Source organism: Paraburkholderia phenoliruptrix (assembly GCF_902859825.1).
Lineage (GTDB): Bacteria > Pseudomonadota > Gammaproteobacteria > Burkholderiales > Burkholderiaceae > Paraburkholderia > Paraburkholderia phenoliruptrix.
Window position 1 is genome coordinate 227,248 of sequence record NZ_CADIKB010000004.1, and the last position, 16,309, is coordinate 243,556.

Here is a 16,309-nt window from a genome sequence, read left to right on the forward strand (position 1 = left end):
TGCATTTCGCATACGAGTTTGCGCGCGCCGCGTTCTGGCCGTCGCCGCTGCGGATCAGAACCAGGCCTTCACCCAGCGCACGACGAGCGGGCCGACAATCAGCCCCCACGTCATCAGGCACATGCCGAGCGCGACCATCACCGCGGCGCTGCCCAAGTCCTTCGCGCGGCGCGACAGCTCATGCCGTTCGAGCGAAATCCGGTCGATAGCAGCTTCCACGCTCGAATTGAGCAACTCGACAATCAGCACCAGCAGCACCGAGCCGAGCAGCAGCACGCGCGCGACCGGCTCGACCGGCACCAGCAGCCCGCACGGCAGCAGAATCGCGGCGAGTGTCAGCTCCTGACGGAACGCGCTTTCCTCGCGGATCGCGACGCTAAAACCCGCGAGCGAGTTTTTCATCGCGTGCCAGGCGCGAGTGAGGCCGCGATTGCCCTTGTACGGATTGAAGGGCAGCGGCGCGAGCGGATCGTCGGGGCTGAGCGGTTCGTGCTGCATTTCGTTGGACGCGTTCGACGCGTTCCCGGGGTGGGCGCTGGCTTCGCCATGCCCGCTGCGGCCATTGAGGCCGTGTCCGTCGGCATGAGCCGGCCCGGCGGTCTCGCGGACGTCGTCGAATGGCTCGACGTCCGCGCTGTCGTGCTCCGTGTGACGAGCGTCGCGGGCGGGCACGGCGCGCAGCGCGCCGTTCGAGGACGCGCGGCTCGCGTGGGAGGATCGGCTTCGCATGGGCAACCCGGCGGCGCGCCGCGTCACGCGGCGGCGCTTTCCTCGCGATAGGATGCGCGCGGCAGCGGCTTCAGATGCGAGGCGAACTGTTCCGAGGCCGCCGCCCACGAGAAGCGCTCGGCCCACGCACGCGCATGCGCGCGGTCGATCTTGAGTGCTTCCAGACACGCCTCGCGCAGGTCTTCGTTCATCGCACCGGCGCCGCCGTCGCCGAGAACGTCGATCGGGCCGGTGACCGGATAGGCCGCCACCGGCGTGCCGCACGCGAGCGCTTCGAGCAGCACGAGCCCGAACGTGTCGGTGCGGCTCGGAAACACGAATACATCCGCGGCCGCGTAGACCTTCGCGAGTTCAGCCTGCGTCAGCACGCCGAGATAGTTCGCCTGCGGATAGCGCGACTTCAATTCGGCGAGCGCCGGGCCTTCGCCCGCGACCCATTTCGAGCCCGGCAAGTCGAGCTTCAGGAAGGCCTCGACGTTTTTCTCCACGGCCACCCGCCCCACGTACAGGAAGATCGGCCGCGCGGTGTTGAGCACCTTGGAGTCCATCGGATGAAAAATGTCGAGGTCGACGCCGCGCGTCCACAGTACGACGTTCGTGAAGCCGTACTTCTCGAGGTCGCTCTTCACGACGGGCGTGGGCGCCATCACCGCGAGCGACGGCTTGTGGAACCAGTGCAGGAACCGGTACGTCGCGGCGAGCGGAATGCCGAAGCGCGCCTGCACGTACTCGGGAAAGCGCGTGTGATAAGCCGTCGTGAAGGGCAGCTTGTGCTGGATCGCGTAGGCGCGCGCGGCCATGCCGAGCGGACCTTCGGTGGCGATATGCAGCGCGTCGGGGCCGAACGCGTCGATACGCTCGCGCAGCTTGCGGCGCGGCAGGAGCGAGAGACGAATTTCCGGGTAAGTCGGGCAGGGGATCGTTCTGAATTCGAGCGGCGTCAGCAGATCGACCCGGTGGCCGAGTTCGCTGAGTTCGCGCGTGGTGTTCTTGAGCGTGCGCACGACGCCGTTGACCTGCGGTTCCCATGCGTCGGTGACGATCATGATCTTCATCGATTCGTTCCTCGCTTGTGTTCTCGATTGTGTCCTCGACCGTTTTCTCGATCCGGACGACAGAAGTTGAAAGGGTTACGCGGTCGCCCGGGCCTTCTGCGCGCCCGCTTGCGGCGAGCGCATCACGGTCCAGTAGATCACCTTGAGTTCGCCTTCATACGTTTCGACGAGCGCCGACAGGCTTTCGACCCAGTCGCCGTCGTTGCAATACAGCACGCCGTCGATATCGCGAATCTCGGCTTTGTGGATGTGCCCGCAGACCACGCCGTCGCAGCCCCGGCGTCGTGCTTCGTCGGTCATCACGCGTTCGAACGACGAGATGAAGTTCACCGCGTTCTTCACCTGGTGCTTCAGGTATTGCGACAGCGACCAGTACGGAAAGCCGAGCCGGCTGCGGATCCGGTTGAACCAGCGGTTCAGGATCAGGATCATCGTGTAGAGCGTGTCGCCGAGATAGGCGAGCCATTTGGCGTGCTGGATCACGCCGTCGAACAGATCGCCGTGCACGATCCACAGGCGCTTGCCGGCGAGCGTCGTGTGAAATGCCTCGCCGCGCACGTGGATGTCGCCGAACGCAAGGTCGCAGAACTGGCGCGCGGCTTCGTCGTGATTGCCGGGCACGTAGACGACCTGGGTGCCTTTGCGCGCCTTCCTCAGCACCTTCTGCACGACGTCGTTGTGCGCCTGCGGCCAGTACCAGCCTTTCTTCAACTGCCAGCCGTCGATGATGTCGCCGACGAGGTACAGATACTCCGATTCGTTGTGACGCAGGAAATCGAGCAGATACGGCGCCTGGCAGCCGCTCGAGCCGAGATGGATGTCCGAGAGCCAGATGGTGCGGTAGCGATGCGGCTCTGTGTGATCGTCGTCGTGCTGGCCGGTGTGGCTGTCGAGCGGCAGCGGCGCGGCGGGCAGCGGCAGGCCGTGGCTATGACTGGGTTCGGGGCGGAACGCGACGGGGTCGACGCTCGGGCCGGTCTGGCGGAACAGGGAAGTCGCGGACGTTCTGGAGTCCATGGCTCACGCGTCGAGTTGCAGTGCCCGTATTGGGCCTACGGCGCGTGACTATGCCGTGACAGTCATGAGAAGTTCTTATTACTGCGGGCGCGGCCGGCGCCCGGCGCGGCCCGTAAGAGGCCGGCTGACGTGGCCTCTATGACACGACGGTCACGGGCGGGACCTCGCGCGTGACGTCGATCACGCGGGTTCCGGCAAGCCGGTCGTGCAGGAACTGCCGGCTTGCGCCGAGGCGGCCGGTCGCCGCCCACAGCACGAACCAGATTCCCGCGATGGCGAGCGTCTGCGGCACGCGCAGTCCGAGGAGCGGATGCAGCGCGAGCGGCGGCAGAAACCAGAGCCATGCCAGCAGATAGCGTGCGATGGCGCGCCAAGCGGAGAGCGGCGCGCCGTCGGCGGCGACCACGCGCAGGCGCCAGGTTTTCATCGGCAGGGTCTGGCCGCTGTGGGTCCAGAACCACACGAAATACAGACCGACCACGAGTCCGATCCACGCCGCAAGAAGGTTGTGATGCGTGAGCCCGTTGCGTTGCTGCGTGAGCGTGCTGAACAGATAACCCGCGACAAATACCACGCCGAACAGCAGCAGCGCTTCGTAAAGCAGTGCGGCGAGGCGGCGGCGAACGGATGGCGGCTTGCGGGGCGAGGATGGGGTTGGTGGCTGAACCGCGCCTCGTGCGCCGGCGCCGGTGCTCGCGCTCGACGCAGGATCGGCATGCGTGTCGAGTCGGGAAGTCGCGCGCGGTTCGGACATAGGCAAGCGCGGCCTATGAACCATTGAAGATGGACGGTGCTTCCGCCGGCGACACCGGCAGCGGCGTGGCCGGCACAAAACTGCCGGCCGCCGGAACGCCCGGCAGCGAGGCTGGGCTCGGCAACGACGCGGCCGCGCCCGCGCTCGCCGACGGCGTGCCGCTCGCGGCGGCGCGCTCGCGCGCATTGACCAGCCGGTCGAGTCCCTTGATTTCGCTGCGACCCGACGGCGGCGCGCTGACTACGCTCGGACGCCGCTTATGCTCGCTCGCGGCGAGCCGCTGCTTGGTTTCCTCGGGCAGTTGCTGATAGGCCTTCCAGGCGTTCTGGCGCGTTTCGCGCGGCAACTGCTTGGAGACCTGATAGTTCTCACGCGCGACGCGCCGCTGGTCCGGCGTCATGCGGATCCATTCGGTCATCCGGTCGTGCAGGCGTTTTTGCCCTTCGGGCGATAACTTCGAGTAACGCGACGCGATCTTCAGCCATTTACGCTTGCGCTCGTCGCTGAAGGAATCCCACTGCGTCTCGAACGGCGCAAGGGCGATATGTTCGGCCGAGCTGAGGCGCGACCACGCAAGCGGGCTGGTGCTGCCCGGCAGGCTCGGCAGCTCCACGCCGAGTGCAGGCGCGGGCGCAGGCGCCGCGCCGTTGCCGTTCGCGGCAGGCGCGCCGGCGGGCGAGGGGCTCGGGTAAAAGCGCGGATACGTGGCGGCAAACGACACGAGCGCCGCTATCGCGCATCCGAAAACAACCGCCAGACCGCGCTTGTAGCTCACCCGAACGATCTCCCGCTCAGTGCGCGCGCGAAAGATACGCGTTGAAGCCGTGGTCGAGATAGGCATTGAGCGGCAAGTCGTCGCTTAACATGGCGGCATCGATATCGGCGAGTTCGGCCGTGCGCTGCTGATCTTCCCAGTACGCAATGCCGACGAGGCTCACGACGAGCGCGGCGAGCGGCCACGCGAGCGCGAAGCGGCGCAGCGGCGAGCGGCGCCGCTGTGGGCGCGGCGCCTCGGAGAGGCCGGCGGGAATGCCGGCGAAGGCCGGCACGAACACCGGCGCGCTGACGGTTTCGGGCTTCTTGCGGGCAAGCGCGGCGCGGCGGGCGGCGGCCAGCCGGTCGACGGCGGCGGACGGAATGCCGGCCGCGTTTTCGTCGAGCGCGCGGCGCACCTGGCGGGCGAACTCGAGTTCTTTTGTTTCGAGGGAGCTCATAGCGTGATTCCTTTGGCCTTGAGCGCTTGCGCCAGCGTGTGCGTGGCCCGCGAGCAGTGCGTCTTCACACTGCCCTCCGAGCAGCCCATTGCGGCGGCAGTCTCAGCGACATCCATATCTTCCCAATAACGCATGAGAAACGCCTCCCGTTGACGTGCCGGCAACTTTTGGATTTCGTCGTCGATTATTTGTAGGACCTGTTCACGCTCGAGTTTGCGCTCATTACTCTCGGCGCCCGCGGAGCCCTGCTCGAGCTCGAACGTTTCGAGCGGATCGAACTCCTCGTCCTCGGCATTACCGAGCGACGAGAACAGGCTCACCCAGGTATTGCGTACTTTGGCACGCCGGAAATAGTCGTGCGTCGCATTTTGCAGAATACGCTGAAACAGCAGCGGAAGCTCGGCGGCGGGACGGTCGCCGTATTTTTCGGCGAGTTTGATCATCGCGTCCTGCACGATATCGAGCGAGGCGTCGTCGTCCCGCACGGCGTAGACCGTCTGCTTGAATGCGCGCCTTTCGACGCCCGCCAGAAAGTCGGCGAGTTCCTTGTCTGATGCCATCCGTTGGGGGTCGGCGCAGCCAGCGTGCGCGTAATCGGTCGAAAAATGTCGTAAAACTCGCGGATGCTAACAAATTTTTGCCTAACCCGGGGCAAAACGTGCAGCGGGCCGGGTCGTCCCGAGGCGGGGCGTCGGTCAGAAACGGCCCCTTGCCGGCGGGCGTTCGGGCAATATTTGCTTGACCGCGCGGGCGTCTGACGCTATCGTCGCTGGTTCGCAACATAAGTGACTTGTCTCATTGAGGTGTGGCCCAAGAAGCTCACCTGTCAACTGGACGCGCCGCTTGAACCCGAGCCACAAGCCCGGCAGAGAGCACCCGATCAATTTTTTGCCGAAAATTCGAAAGGTGAATTGAATGAATATGCCCAGCGCGGAATTCTCCACGTCGGATACGACTCCACACCACGAAGCTGACTCTATCGGCGCCACCGTGCTCATGAAGGCACTGGCCGACGAAGACGTCGAGTTCATCTGGGGTTATCCCGGCGGCTCGGTACTCTACATTTACGACGAGCTGTACAAGCAGGACAAGTTCGAGCACATCCTCGTGCGCCACGAGCAGGCCGCGGTCCACGCAGCGGACGCCTACGCGCGTTCCACCGGCAAGGTCGGCGTGTGCCTCGTGACCTCCGGCCCCGGCGTCACCAATGCGGTGACCGGCATCGCCACTGCCTACATGGACTCGATCCCGATGGTCGTGATCAGCGGCCAGGTGCCGACTGCCGCGATCGGCCAGGACGCGTTCCAGGAGTGCGACACGGTCGGCATTACGCGCCCCTGCGTGAAGCACAACTTCCTCGTGAAGGACGTGCGCGACCTCGCCGCCACCGTCAAGAAAGCGTTCTACATTGCCCGTACCGGCCGTCCCGGCCCGGTGCTGATCGACATTCCGAAAGACGTGTCGAAGGCGCCGTGCCAGTACGAGCCGATCAAAACCGTGTCGCTGCGCTCGTACAATCCGGTGACCAAGGGCCACTCCGGCCAGATCCGCAAGGCGGTGTCGCTGCTGCTCTCGGCAAAGCGTCCGTATATCTACACCGGCGGCGGCATCATCCTCGCGGACGCGTCGCGCGAGCTGAACCAGTTCGCCGATCTGCTCGGCTACCCGATCACGAATACGCTGATGGGTCTGGGCGGTTACCGCGCGAGCGACAAGAAATTTCTCGGCATGCTCGGCATGCACGGCACGTACGAAGCCAACATGGCGATGCAGCACTGCGACGTGCTGATCGCGATCGGCGCGCGCTTTGACGACCGCGTGATCGGCGACCCGTCGCACTTCGCGTCGCGCCCGCGCAAGATCATCCATATCGACATCGATCCTTCGTCCATTTCGAAGCGCGTCAAGGTCGACATTCCGATTGTCGGCGACGTGAAGGAAGTGCTGAAGGAGCTGATCGAGCAGTTGCAGACGGCCGAGCATGGGCCGGACACCGCGGCGCTCGCCGACTGGTGGAAGGACATCGAGGCCTGGCGCGCGAAAGACTGCCTCAAGTTCGACCGCAAGAGCGACATCATCAAGCCGCAGTACGTGGTGGAAAAGGCGTGGGAGCTGACCGACGGCAATGCGTTCGTCTGTTCCGACGTCGGCCAGCACCAGATGTGGGCCGCGCAGTTCTACCGGTTCAACAAGCCGCGCCGCTGGATCAACTCGGGCGGCCTCGGCACCATGGGCTTCGGCCTGCCGGCGGCGATGGGCGTGAAAATGGCGCACCCGGACGACGACGTGCTCTGCATCACGGGCGAAGGCTCGATCCAGATGTGCATCCAGGAACTGTCGACCTGCAAGCAGTACGACACGCCTGTGAAAATCATCTCGCTCAATAACCGCTATCTGGGCATGGTGCGCCAGTGGCAGCAGATCGAATACAGCAAGCGCTATTCGCATTCGTACATGGATGCGCTGCCGGATTTCGTGAAGCTCGCCGAAGCGTACGGCCACGTGGGCATGCGTATCGAACGCACGGCCGACGTCGAGCCCGCGCTGAAGGAAGCGCTGCGCCTGAAAGATCGCACGGTGTTTCTCGACTTCCAGACCGACCCCACCGAAAACGTCTGGCCGATGGTCCAGGCCGGCAAGGGCATCACCGAGATGCTCATGGGTTCGGAAGATCTATAACGACGGCTGCTAGCGCCGGCTTCGCCACGCGCGTCTTCAAAAAAGACGCAGCAAGACGAAGCGGCGCGCAACCGTTCGCAGACATCGACACAACATCTGGAAGAAGCGAAACATGAGACACATCATTTCCGTCCTGCTGGAAAACGAACCCGGCGCGCTCTCACGCGTGGTGGGTCTTTTCTCCGCACGCGGCTACAACATTGAAACCTTGACGGTGGCTCCGACCGAAGACCGTTCGCTGTCGCGCATGACCATCGTCTCCATTGGCTCGGACGACGTGATCGAACAGATCACGAAGCATCTGAACCGCCTGATCGAGGTGGTGAAAGTGGTCGACCTGACAGAGGGCGCCCACATTGAGCGCGAGCTGATGTTGATCAAGGTGAGGGCGGTCGGCAAGGAACGTGAGGAGATGAAGCGGATGTCGGATATTTTCCGCGGTCGCATCATCGACGTCACCGAAAAGACTTACACGATCGAACTGACGGGCGCGAGCGACAAGCTCGACGCCTTCATCGAAGGACTCGACGCCACTGCGATTCTCGAGACCGTCCGTACGGGCAGCTCGGGCATCGGCCGCGGCGAGCGCATTCTGAAGGTGTAACGCGCAGCGTCCCGATCCGGGCCGGATGGGGCTCATCACTATCCGGCCTTGCAGCACAACGTTCGCAGTATTGAATCTCTCTGAATCATCGAATTAGCCAAGGAACCGACATGAAAGTTTTCTACGACAAGGACGCCGATCTCTCCCTCATCAAGGGCAAGCAGGTCACCATCATCGGCTATGGCTCGCAAGGCCATGCGCACGCGCTGAACCTGAAGGAAAGCGGCGTGAACATCACGGTCGGTCTGCGCAAGGGCGGCGCATCGTGGAGCAAGGCTGAGAATGCCGGCCTGCAAGTGAAGGAAGTGGCGGAAGCCGTGAAGGGCGCAGACGTCGTCATGATGCTGCTGCCCGACGAGCAGATCGCCGACGTGTACGCGAAGGAAGTCCACGCGAACATCAAGCAGGGCGCGGCGCTCGCGTTCGCGCACGGCTTTAACGTGCACTACGGCCAGGTGATCCCGCGCGCCGATCTCGACGTGATCATGATCGCGCCGAAGGCGCCGGGCCACACGGTGCGCGGCACGTACACGCAAGGCGGCGGCGTGCCCCACCTGATCGCGGTCGCGCAGGACAAATCGGGCGCGGCGCGCGACATCGCGCTGTCGTACGCAGCGGCGAACGGCGGCGGCCGTGCCGGCATCATTGAAACGAACTTCCGCGAAGAAACCGAAACCGACCTGTTCGGCGAACAGGCGGTGCTGTGCGGCGGTACCGTCGACCTCATCAAGGCCGGCTTCGAAACGCTGGTTGAAGCCGGCTACGCGCCGGAAATGGCGTACTTCGAGTGCCTGCACGAACTGAAGCTGATCGTCGACCTGATCTACGAAGGTGGCATCGCGAACATGAACTACTCGATCTCGAACAACGCCGAATACGGCGAGTACGTGACGGGTCCGCGCATCGTGACGGCTGAAACGAAGAAGGCGATGAAGGCCGTGCTGACCGACATCCAGACGGGCGAGTACGCAAAGAGCTTCATCATCGAAAACAAGGCCGGCGCACCGACGCTGCAATCGCGCCGCCGTCTGACGGCCGAGCACCAGATCGAGCAGGTCGGCTCGAAGCTGCGCGCCATGATGCCGTGGATCGCGAAGAACAAGCTGGTCGACCAGTCGAAGAACTAAGAAGTCCGTTTTATCGCACGAAGCCGGCGCGGCGCACCGCCGCAGGCGTCGGTCATGCAAAAAGCCGCCCAAGGGTGCTGAACCCTGGGCGGCTTTTGCTATCCTACGGTTTTACAAAAACACTGAAGCCATCCATGAATTACCCACATCCGATCATCGCGCGAGAAGGCTGGCCGTTCATCGCCATCGCGGCCGTCGTTGCATTACTGGTTCACGCTTTCGCGGGGTTCGGCTTTGCTTGGATCTTCTGGCTGATCCTGATCTTCGTCGTGCAGTTTTTCCGCGATCCGGCGCGCCCCATCCCCACGCAGGCGAACGCCGTGCTGTGCCCGGCCGACGGCCGCATCGTCGCCGTGGAAACCGCGCATGATCCGTATGCCAATCGTGAAGCGCTGAAAATCAGCGTGTTCATGAACGTATTCAACGTGCATTCGCAGCGCTCGCCGGTCGACGGCGCAATCTCCAAGGTCGAATATTTTCCCGGCGCCTATCTGAACGCGGCGGTGGACAAGGCCTCGCTCGAAAACGAGCGCAATGCGATCGTCATCGAAATGGCCGGCGGCCAGACTGTCACGTCCGTGCAGATCGCCGGCCTGATCGCGCGGCGCATTCTTTGCTATGTGCGTGCAGGTGAGCCGCTTACGCGCGGTCAACGGTATGGCTTTATCCGCTTCGGCTCGCGCGTCGACGTGTATTTGCCGGTGGGCAGCCGTCCGCGGGTGTCGATCGGCGAGAAAGTGTCGGCGTCGTCCACGATCCTCGCTGAACTCTGAAGCGGCACAAAGGAGGTTGTCCGAATGGCCGCATTCAAACCGCGCCGACCGCGCAACAGTGGACCGCTGCCGCGTCCGTTTCGCCGCAACAAGCCGATCGTCGCGGAGTCGCCGGCTGTAGACAGCCGGCGCGCGCAGCGTCAGCAATTCCTGCGAAAGCGCGGCATTTATCTGCTGCCGAACGCCTTCACCACGGCGGCGCTCTTCTGCGGCTTCTTTGCCGTCGTGCAGGCCATGAACGTGCGCTTCGAGGTCGCGGCCATCGCGATTTTCGTCGCCATGGTGCTCGACGGCATGGACGGCCGCGTGGCTCGCATGACGCACACGCAAAGCGCGTTCGGCGAGCAGTTCGACAGTCTCTCCGACATGGTGTCATTCGGCGTCGCGCCGGCGCTCGTCATGTATGAGTGGATCCTGAAAGATCTCGGCCGCTGGGGCTGGCTCGCGGCTTTCGTCTACTGTTCGGGCGCGGCGCTGCGGCTCGCGCGTTTCAATACGAACATCGGCGTGGTCGACAAGCGGTTCTTCCAGGGCATGCCGAGTCCGGCGGCCGCGGCGCTGATCGCGGGCTTCGTGTGGCTCGCCACCGACAACCGCGTGCCGCTCAAGCTCGTCTGGCTGCCGTGGGTCGCGTTTGTGCTGACCATCTACGCGGGCGTGACCATGGTGTCCAACGCGCCGTTTTATAGCGGCAAGGCGCTCGACGTGCGGCATCGCGTGCCGTTCGGCGTGATTCTGCTCGTGGTGGTCGCGTTCGTGCTGGTGTCGTCGGATCCGCCTTTGATGCTGTTCGGCCTGTTCGTGCTGTACGGGCTGTCTGGCTATGTGTTCTGGGGTTATCAGGCGCTGCGGGGCAGGGCGAATCCGGCTCGCTCGGTCGCGCACGACCGGTAGCGGCCGGCGTCGCGACAGTCGTTGTAACTGTCGTCCGGCAGGCCAGGCACTCAACAACGGCGTCCTTCGGGGCGCCGTTTCTTTTTAGCAAGTGCGCTTGCGAGGCGGTTTGCCAACCCGTGCGAAACGTTCGCGAAGCGCTTGCCAGGCAGGCCCGGCGCCAATTGCACGGCAGGTGGAATGCCGCTATAGTCGTTGGATGACTGCGTCCACGTTCCTTTTTCCGTCGGCGCCGCGGCTACGGAGCCGGGTCGGCATAAAGCTTCGCTGACGGGCCTGCCAGCCCCGCGGCAACCACGCTAACCGGCCGTGCCGCTGTTCGCCTCGCTCATGCTCGAGCGCCGTCCGCGATGTTGACTTGCCGTTGACATGACGCTGAGGTGATGCCGAGTTGTCACCGCCGTGGCGCTCGGCGCGACCGCATCCCGAATCCCTATCCGATTCCCCCAATTAAAGTACTCCGCAGGAGACTCGACATGTCCGACAAACTGATCATATTCGACACTACGCTGCGTGACGGCGAGCAATCGCCCGGCGCGTCGATGACGAAAGAAGAAAAAATCCGTATCGCGAAGCAACTCGAGCGGATGAAAGTCGACGTGATCGAAGCGGGCTTCGCGGCAAGCTCGAACGGCGACTTCGACGCCATTCACACCATTGCCGGGCTGATCAAGGACAGCACCATCTGCTCGCTTGCGCGCGCGAACGACAAGGACATTCAACGCGCGGCCGACGCGCTGAAGCCTGCCGAGCGTTTCCGCATTCACACGTTCATCGCGACGTCGCCGCTGCACATGGAAAAGAAGCTGCGCATGACGCCGGACCAGGTGTTCGAGCAGGCGAAGCTGGCGGTGCGCTTCGCGCGCAAATTCACCGACGACGTCGAGTTTTCGCCGGAAGACGGCAGCCGCTCGGACATGGACTTCCTGTGCCGCGTGCTGGAAGCGGTGATCGCCGAAGGCGCGACCACCATCAACATTGCAGACACGGTCGGTTACGGCGTGCCGGAGTTGTACGGCAATCTCGTCAAAACGCTGCGCGAGCGCATTCCGAACTCGCACAAGGCCGTGTTCTCGGTGCATTGCCATAACGACCTCGGCATGGCGGTCGCCAATTCGCTGGCGGGCGTGCAGATCGGCGGCGCGCGTCAGGTGGAGTGCACGATCAACGGTCTCGGCGAGCGGGCGGGCAATACGTCGCTCGAGGAAATCGTGATGGCCGTGAAGACCCGCAAGGACTATTTCGGGCTCGAACTCGGTCTCGATACCACGCAGATCGTCCCGGCGTCGAAGCTCGTGTCCCAGATCACCGGTTTCGTCGTGCAGCCGAACAAGGCCGTGGTGGGCGCAAACGCGTTCGCACACGCGTCGGGCATCCACCAGGACGGCGTGCTGAAGGCGCGCGACACGTACGAAATCATGCGCGCGGAAGACGTGGGCTGGAGCGCGAACAAGATCGTGCTCGGCAAGTTGTCGGGCCGCAATGCGTTCAAGCAGCGCCTGCAGGAACTGGGCATCGCGCTCGACAGCGAGGCCGAACTCAATACCGCATTCGCGCGCTTCAAGGAACTGGCCGACCGCAAGGCAGAAATTTTCGACGAGGACATCATCGCGATCGTCACCGAGGAATCGGCTGAGGCGCAGGAGAAGGAGCACTACAAGTTCGTGTCGCTGTCGCAGCATTCGGAGACCGGCGAGCAGCCGCAGGCGAAGATCGTGTTCGCAGTGGACGGCAAGGAAATCACCGGCGAAGCGCGCGGCAACGGTCCGGTGGACGCCACGCTCAACGCGATCGAAACGGAAGTGGGCAGCGGTTCGGAGCTGCTGCTTTACTCGGTGAACGCGATCACCACGGGAACGCAGGCGCAGGGGGAGGTGACCGTGCGGCTGTCGAAGAGCGGGCGCATCGTCAATGGTGTCGGCACCGATCCGGACATTGTCGCGGCGTCGGCGAAAGCGTATATCTCGGCGCTCAACAAGCTGTATTCGAACTCCGACAAGCTTAACCCGCAGCGCTCGGAGTGAAGCCGGGCAGGGTGGCGGCCTGGAGCGGCGAGGCGCGATTTGTCTGCTTGCGGCGTCAAGCGCCGCGGATCGGCAAGCAGCGCCAGGCGGGAAGAAGCGGCGCCGCCAACGCGAGGCGGCGGCAACCAGCGGCAATCGGCGCTAACCAGCAGCAACGGTGCCAGCCAGCGCCAATCGCTGCTAGCCAGCAGCCACCGCACTAACCCGCCCCAACCAACGTCAAGCCCCGCGCCTCAAACGGCGCGGGGTTTTTTTATGCGGCGGGCGCGTCGTGCTTACCCGCCGCCGTCTCCCCACGTTACTCGGTTGCCGCGCGTCGCATCGGCCAGCCGCGCGCCGCGCGCGCCTGCGTGCGGACCTGATGCCGCACTTCCACCGCGATGCCTCGGCGGGGCGCCTCGTCCACGAAGCTGTCGAGCATTTCACGCACGTCGTGATCGACGAAATCGGCGCGCGTCGCGTCGACGATCAGCGTGGCGCCGTCCGGAATTTGCTGCAGATAGTGCTTGAGCGGCACTTTGCCGAGGAACGACACGTCCTTGCGGAACGACAGCAAATAGTGATCGCCATGCTGCGCGAGCACGATAGGGCGCCGCAGATTCGCATACAGCGCGAGCAGCACGCTGCACAGAATGCCGAGCACAATGCCGATCAGCAGATCGGTCGCCAGCACGCCGACCAGCGTAACGATAAACGGCGCGAACGGCGCAAAGCCCTGCCTCGCGACCGCGACGAACAGCGACGGCTTGGCGAGCTTCAGCCCCGTGAAAATCAGGATCGCGGCAAGACAGGCGAGCGGGATCAGGTTGATGACGCTCGTCAACGCGAACACGCTCACGAGCAGCAGTACGCCGTGAATGATCGCCGACAGCCGGCTTTGCGCGCCGGCATGTACGTTCGCCGAACTGCGCACGATCACCGCGGTGATCGGCAGCCCGCCGATCGCGCCTGCAATCAGATTGCCCACGCCTTGCGCCTTCAGTTCACGATCCGGCGGCGCGGGGCGGCGTTCGGGGTCGATCTGCTCGACCGCTTCGAGGCTCAGCAAGGTTTCGAGGCTCGCCACGATCGCAAGCGTGATCGCCACGCGCCACACGTCCGGATTGACGAGTTGGGCGAAATGCGGGCCGAAGTCGGCCCATTCGAGCGCGACGCTCAAGGCCGCGAACGATTCGAGCGACGGCAGCGCGACGCGATGTTCGGCCGGCGGGGCGAGCGACGGCGCGAGCATGGTCAGGAGCAGCGTCGCGCCGATCCCGAGCAGCACGACGGCGAGCGGCGCGGGCACAATGCGCACCAGCGCGAAGCGGCGCATCGGTCGCGTTTCCCAGGCCAACAGGATCGCAAGCGACAGCAGCGTGATGACGCAGGCCACCGCCGAGATCGTGCCGAACGGCGCCGTGATTGTGCCGCCCGCTGACGCCGCGCCTTCGGCTGGCCCATTCACGAGCCCGAGCGCGAGCGGAAACTGCTTGACGATCAGCAGGATGCCGATGGCGGCAAGCATGCCCTTGATGACGGGCGACGGCACGTACGCGGCAAAGCGGCCTGCCTTCAGCATGCCGAAGCCGAACTGGATGGCGCCGGACAACAGCACCGCCGCGAGGAACGCGGAAAAGCTGCCGAGCTGCGCGATCCCGTCGACGACAATCACGACGAGACCCGCCGCCGGTCCGCTGACGCTCAGCCGCGAGCCGCTCAGGACGGCGACGACCAGCCCGCCGACGATGCCCGACACGAGCCCGGCGAACGGCTCGACACCGGATGCATTGGCAATGCCGAGGCACAGCGGCAGCGCTACGAGAAAAACGACGGTGCCCGCAAGGGCGTCGCGCTGAAATGTCGAAAAGAAAGCTCGAAGATTCATGATGTCGGTGCAGAAGTAAGTGATGCCTGTGTAAGACGAAGGCTGAACCACAGGATGGCGCCCGTGGCACATCGAGGCGCATCTCGGCGATCGAGGGTAGCTAGGCGCTAAGCGCTGTGCGCGGCTGTCTCGCAGGTCATCGCGTCGTCGGCTTCGTAGCCGGACGTGAGCACCTTCAGGCGTCCGTCTTCGAGCGCGAAGATCCAGCCGTGCACGAGCGGCGCGGGCTCGGCGTCGCGCACGATCGGATTCGCGCGCAGCTGGCGCACCTGTTCGAGCACGTTGAGCTCGGCCAGCCGGTCGACGCGCTCGCGTTCGCTCGCTTTTGCGTCGAGCTCGTCGCGATGCGCTCTCGCCAGCGAACACAGCGGCGCGATGCGGCGGTTCACATGCGGCAGCCCCGGATCGGGCGGCAGGAGCGACGCGCGCACGCCGCCGCAGCCGTAATGCCCGCAGACGATCACATGACCGACCTTCAGCACGCGCACCGCGTATTCGAGAACGCTCGCGGAGTTGTCGTCGTCGGAATGAAAGAGGTTGGCGATGTTGCGGTGGACGAACAGGTCGCCCGGCTCGCAATGCGTGATGGTTTCGGCGGGCACGCGGCTGTCCGAGCAGCCGATCCACAGCACGTGCGGATTCTGACCGCGCGCCAGGTCGCGGAAAAATTCGGGGTTGCGCTCGGCGGTGTCATGCGCCCATGCGACGTTGGCGACGAGAAGGCGTTTAGGACGATTCATCGATAGCGGCTCCAGAAAGGGGCGCATCGTCCGGTGCAGGAATCACGGCGGTGCCGCGTGGCCGCACTTCTTTTGGAGCGACGGCCAGCACCGGATCGATGCTTACAAAAGCCTTTCTATCAAAAAATTAATCGTCTGTGTGTGAAATAAAATTCGTTGCGATGCGAAATAAATAAAAAAAAGCCGCTTCGCGAGCGGCTTTCGGAGATGCGCGTAGATTCAATGACAGCGCGAGCTAGAACAGGTTCCGGCGATCGGGATCATGCAGCGGATCGGGCGTTTTTTGCGTGAGACGCAGCACACCCTGGTCGTCGAAATAGAAGCTGAACATCATGTACCAGACGTTGTCCTCGAGATAGCGATAGGTCCAGACTTCGCGCCTCATCAACGGGAAGTAAGACGTTTCGACCGGGCGCCCGAAATTCACCAGCACGTCGCCCTTCGTCCACTTGCCGACTTCGGCGCGATAGAACTCGTTCGGCTGCAAGACCTGGCGCACGTTGACGATCTTGCCGGACGCGTCGATGTCGGCCGCAGTGGTGGTCTCACCCATCGGCTGCGTGGGCCACATCAGGCGCTTGCCGCCGTTCGGCAGATCGTAGCTTTCGCGCGGCGGGCCGAGACGCGCGACGATTGTCGACTCGTCGGCGCCAGCCTGGTACTGCTGCCAGGGCTGCGCGCAGCCGGCCAGCGCGAGTGCGCTCAAGGCTGCGAGCGCCGCGCGGCGCAGGCGCCCGGCAGGTCCCGCAGCCGGCGCCTCCGTCGAGGCCGCCTTGCGGTGATGGCGGTTGGACATGAATTCCTCCAGTGACTTTTCAAATAGCGGTTTTTA

16 protein-coding genes are annotated in these 16,309 nt (G+C 64.2%); 6 read left to right on the forward strand and 10 right to left on the reverse strand.

What is annotated here, in order from left to right; all coding sequences use genetic code 11:
* Positions 1-54: 54 nt before the first annotated feature.
* From HV711_RS07325 to HV711_RS07355, 7 genes are all read right to left on the reverse strand, one after another.
* Positions 55-729: a diacylglycerol kinase gene (locus tag HV711_RS07325; RefSeq protein ID WP_082201660.1), complete on the reverse strand. Its 675-nt coding sequence runs from the start codon at positions 727-729 to the stop codon at positions 55-57.
* A 23-nt stretch (positions 730-752) separates the two neighbouring features.
* Complete coding sequence (locus tag HV711_RS07330) at positions 753-1,784, reverse strand: glycosyltransferase family 4 protein (RefSeq protein ID WP_015002151.1); 1,032 nt, start codon at positions 1,782-1,784, stop codon at positions 753-755.
* A gap of 75 nt (positions 1,785-1,859) precedes the next feature.
* Entirely contained in the window at positions 1,860-2,801 is a 942-nt protein-coding gene (locus HV711_RS07335) for a UDP-2,3-diacylglucosamine diphosphatase (RefSeq protein WP_035486980.1), read from the reverse strand.
* Between the two features lie 136 nt (positions 2,802-2,937).
* Positions 2,938-3,555 (reverse strand): RDD family protein, encoded by a 618-nt coding sequence (locus tag HV711_RS07340; protein ID WP_015002153.1) that lies wholly within the window; start codon positions 3,553-3,555, stop codon positions 2,938-2,940.
* A 13-nt stretch (positions 3,556-3,568) separates the two neighbouring features.
* A complete protein-coding gene (locus tag HV711_RS07345) occupies positions 3,569-4,330 on the reverse strand; it encodes a DUF3106 domain-containing protein (RefSeq protein WP_028360544.1) in 762 nt (253 codons plus the stop codon).
* A gap of 16 nt (positions 4,331-4,346) precedes the next feature.
* Entirely contained in the window at positions 4,347-4,769 is a 423-nt protein-coding gene (locus HV711_RS07350; protein WP_013587757.1) for a DUF3619 family protein, read from the reverse strand.
* Positions 4,766-5,329 (reverse strand): RNA polymerase sigma factor, encoded by a 564-nt coding sequence (locus HV711_RS07355; RefSeq protein WP_013587758.1) that lies wholly within the window; start codon positions 5,327-5,329, stop codon positions 4,766-4,768. The genes HV711_RS07350 and HV711_RS07355 overlap by 4 nt, the downstream gene beginning before the upstream one ends.
* A gap of 355 nt (positions 5,330-5,684) precedes the next feature.
* Here HV711_RS07355 and HV711_RS07360 point away from each other — a divergent pair, with 355 nt between their 5' ends.
* The 6 genes from HV711_RS07360 to HV711_RS07385 all read left to right on the forward strand — a co-directional run bounded on the left by HV711_RS07360 (position 5,685) and on the right by HV711_RS07385 (position 12,870).
* A complete protein-coding gene (locus tag HV711_RS07360) occupies positions 5,685-7,448 on the forward strand; it encodes an acetolactate synthase 3 catalytic subunit (protein WP_013587759.1) in 1,764 nt (587 codons plus the stop codon).
* A 112-nt stretch (positions 7,449-7,560) separates the two neighbouring features.
* Entirely contained in the window at positions 7,561-8,052 is a 492-nt protein-coding gene (gene ilvN, locus HV711_RS07365) for an acetolactate synthase small subunit (protein ID WP_007175629.1), read from the forward strand.
* 110 nt (positions 8,053-8,162) lie between these two features.
* A complete protein-coding gene (gene ilvC / locus HV711_RS07370) occupies positions 8,163-9,179 on the forward strand; it encodes a ketol-acid reductoisomerase (RefSeq protein WP_013587760.1) in 1,017 nt (338 codons plus the stop codon).
* Between the two features lie 134 nt (positions 9,180-9,313).
* The gene (locus tag HV711_RS07375; protein WP_013587762.1) at positions 9,314-9,952 is read left to right on the forward strand and encodes a phosphatidylserine decarboxylase; all 639 of its coding nucleotides are present in this window, start codon (positions 9,314-9,316) and stop codon (positions 9,950-9,952) included.
* A gap of 24 nt (positions 9,953-9,976) precedes the next feature.
* Positions 9,977-10,846 (forward strand): CDP-diacylglycerol--serine O-phosphatidyltransferase, encoded by an 870-nt coding sequence (gene pssA, locus HV711_RS07380; RefSeq protein ID WP_013587763.1) that lies wholly within the window; start codon positions 9,977-9,979, stop codon positions 10,844-10,846.
* 476 nt (positions 10,847-11,322) lie between these two features.
* Entirely contained in the window at positions 11,323-12,870 is a 1,548-nt protein-coding gene (locus tag HV711_RS07385; protein WP_013587764.1) for a 2-isopropylmalate synthase, read from the forward strand.
* A gap of 298 nt (positions 12,871-13,168) precedes the next feature.
* Here the strand turns inward: HV711_RS07385 and HV711_RS07390 are convergent, their stop codons facing one another.
* From HV711_RS07390 to HV711_RS07400, 3 genes are all read right to left on the reverse strand, one after another.
* Positions 13,169-14,737: a SulP family inorganic anion transporter gene (locus HV711_RS07390; RefSeq protein WP_035486983.1), complete on the reverse strand. Its 1,569-nt coding sequence runs from the start codon at positions 14,735-14,737 to the stop codon at positions 13,169-13,171.
* A 107-nt stretch (positions 14,738-14,844) separates the two neighbouring features.
* The gene (locus HV711_RS07395) at positions 14,845-15,477 is read right to left on the reverse strand and encodes a carbonic anhydrase (protein WP_035486986.1); all 633 of its coding nucleotides are present in this window, start codon (positions 15,475-15,477) and stop codon (positions 14,845-14,847) included.
* Positions 15,478-15,712: 235 nt separating this feature from the next.
* Complete coding sequence (locus HV711_RS07400) at positions 15,713-16,273, reverse strand: hypothetical protein (protein WP_013587767.1); 561 nt, start codon at positions 16,271-16,273, stop codon at positions 15,713-15,715.
* Between the last annotated feature and the right edge of the window lie 36 nt (positions 16,274-16,309).

What these genes read in the sequence shown, in the direction of transcription:
- pssA (WP_013587763.1), top strand. Translation starts at nt 9,977, where the DNA reads ATGGCCGCATTCAAACCGCGCCGACCGCGCAACAGTGGACCGCTGCCG.
- HV711_RS07350 (WP_013587757.1), bottom strand. Translation starts at nt 4,769, where the DNA reads ATGAGCTCCCTCGAAACAAAAGAACTCGAGTTCGCCCGCCAGGTGCGC.
- HV711_RS07355 (WP_013587758.1), bottom strand. Translation starts at nt 5,329, where the DNA reads ATGGCATCAGACAAGGAACTCGCCGACTTTCTGGCGGGCGTCGAAAGG.
- ilvN (WP_007175629.1), top strand. Translation starts at nt 7,561, where the DNA reads ATGAGACACATCATTTCCGTCCTGCTGGAAAACGAACCCGGCGCGCTC.
- HV711_RS07330 (WP_015002151.1), bottom strand. Translation starts at nt 1,784, where the DNA reads ATGAAGATCATGATCGTCACCGACGCATGGGAACCGCAGGTCAACGGC.
- HV711_RS07325 (WP_082201660.1), bottom strand. Translation starts at nt 729, where the DNA reads ATGCGAAGCCGATCCTCCCACGCGAGCCGCGCGTCCTCGAACGGCGCG.
- HV711_RS07375 (WP_013587762.1), top strand. Translation starts at nt 9,314, where the DNA reads ATGAATTACCCACATCCGATCATCGCGCGAGAAGGCTGGCCGTTCATC.
- HV711_RS07395 (WP_035486986.1), bottom strand. Translation starts at nt 15,477, where the DNA reads ATGAATCGTCCTAAACGCCTTCTCGTCGCCAACGTCGCATGGGCGCAT.
- HV711_RS07360 (WP_013587759.1), top strand. Translation starts at nt 5,685, where the DNA reads ATGAATATGCCCAGCGCGGAATTCTCCACGTCGGATACGACTCCACAC.
- HV711_RS07385 (WP_013587764.1), top strand. Translation starts at nt 11,323, where the DNA reads ATGTCCGACAAACTGATCATATTCGACACTACGCTGCGTGACGGCGAG.
- HV711_RS07340 (WP_015002153.1), bottom strand. Translation starts at nt 3,555, where the DNA reads ATGTCCGAACCGCGCGCGACTTCCCGACTCGACACGCATGCCGATCCT.
- HV711_RS07400 (WP_013587767.1), bottom strand. Translation starts at nt 16,273, where the DNA reads ATGTCCAACCGCCATCACCGCAAGGCGGCCTCGACGGAGGCGCCGGCT.
- HV711_RS07335 (WP_035486980.1), bottom strand. Translation starts at nt 2,801, where the DNA reads ATGGACTCCAGAACGTCCGCGACTTCCCTGTTCCGCCAGACCGGCCCG.
- HV711_RS07390 (WP_035486983.1), bottom strand. Translation starts at nt 14,737, where the DNA reads ATGAATCTTCGAGCTTTCTTTTCGACATTTCAGCGCGACGCCCTTGCG.
- ilvC (WP_013587760.1), top strand. Translation starts at nt 8,163, where the DNA reads ATGAAAGTTTTCTACGACAAGGACGCCGATCTCTCCCTCATCAAGGGC.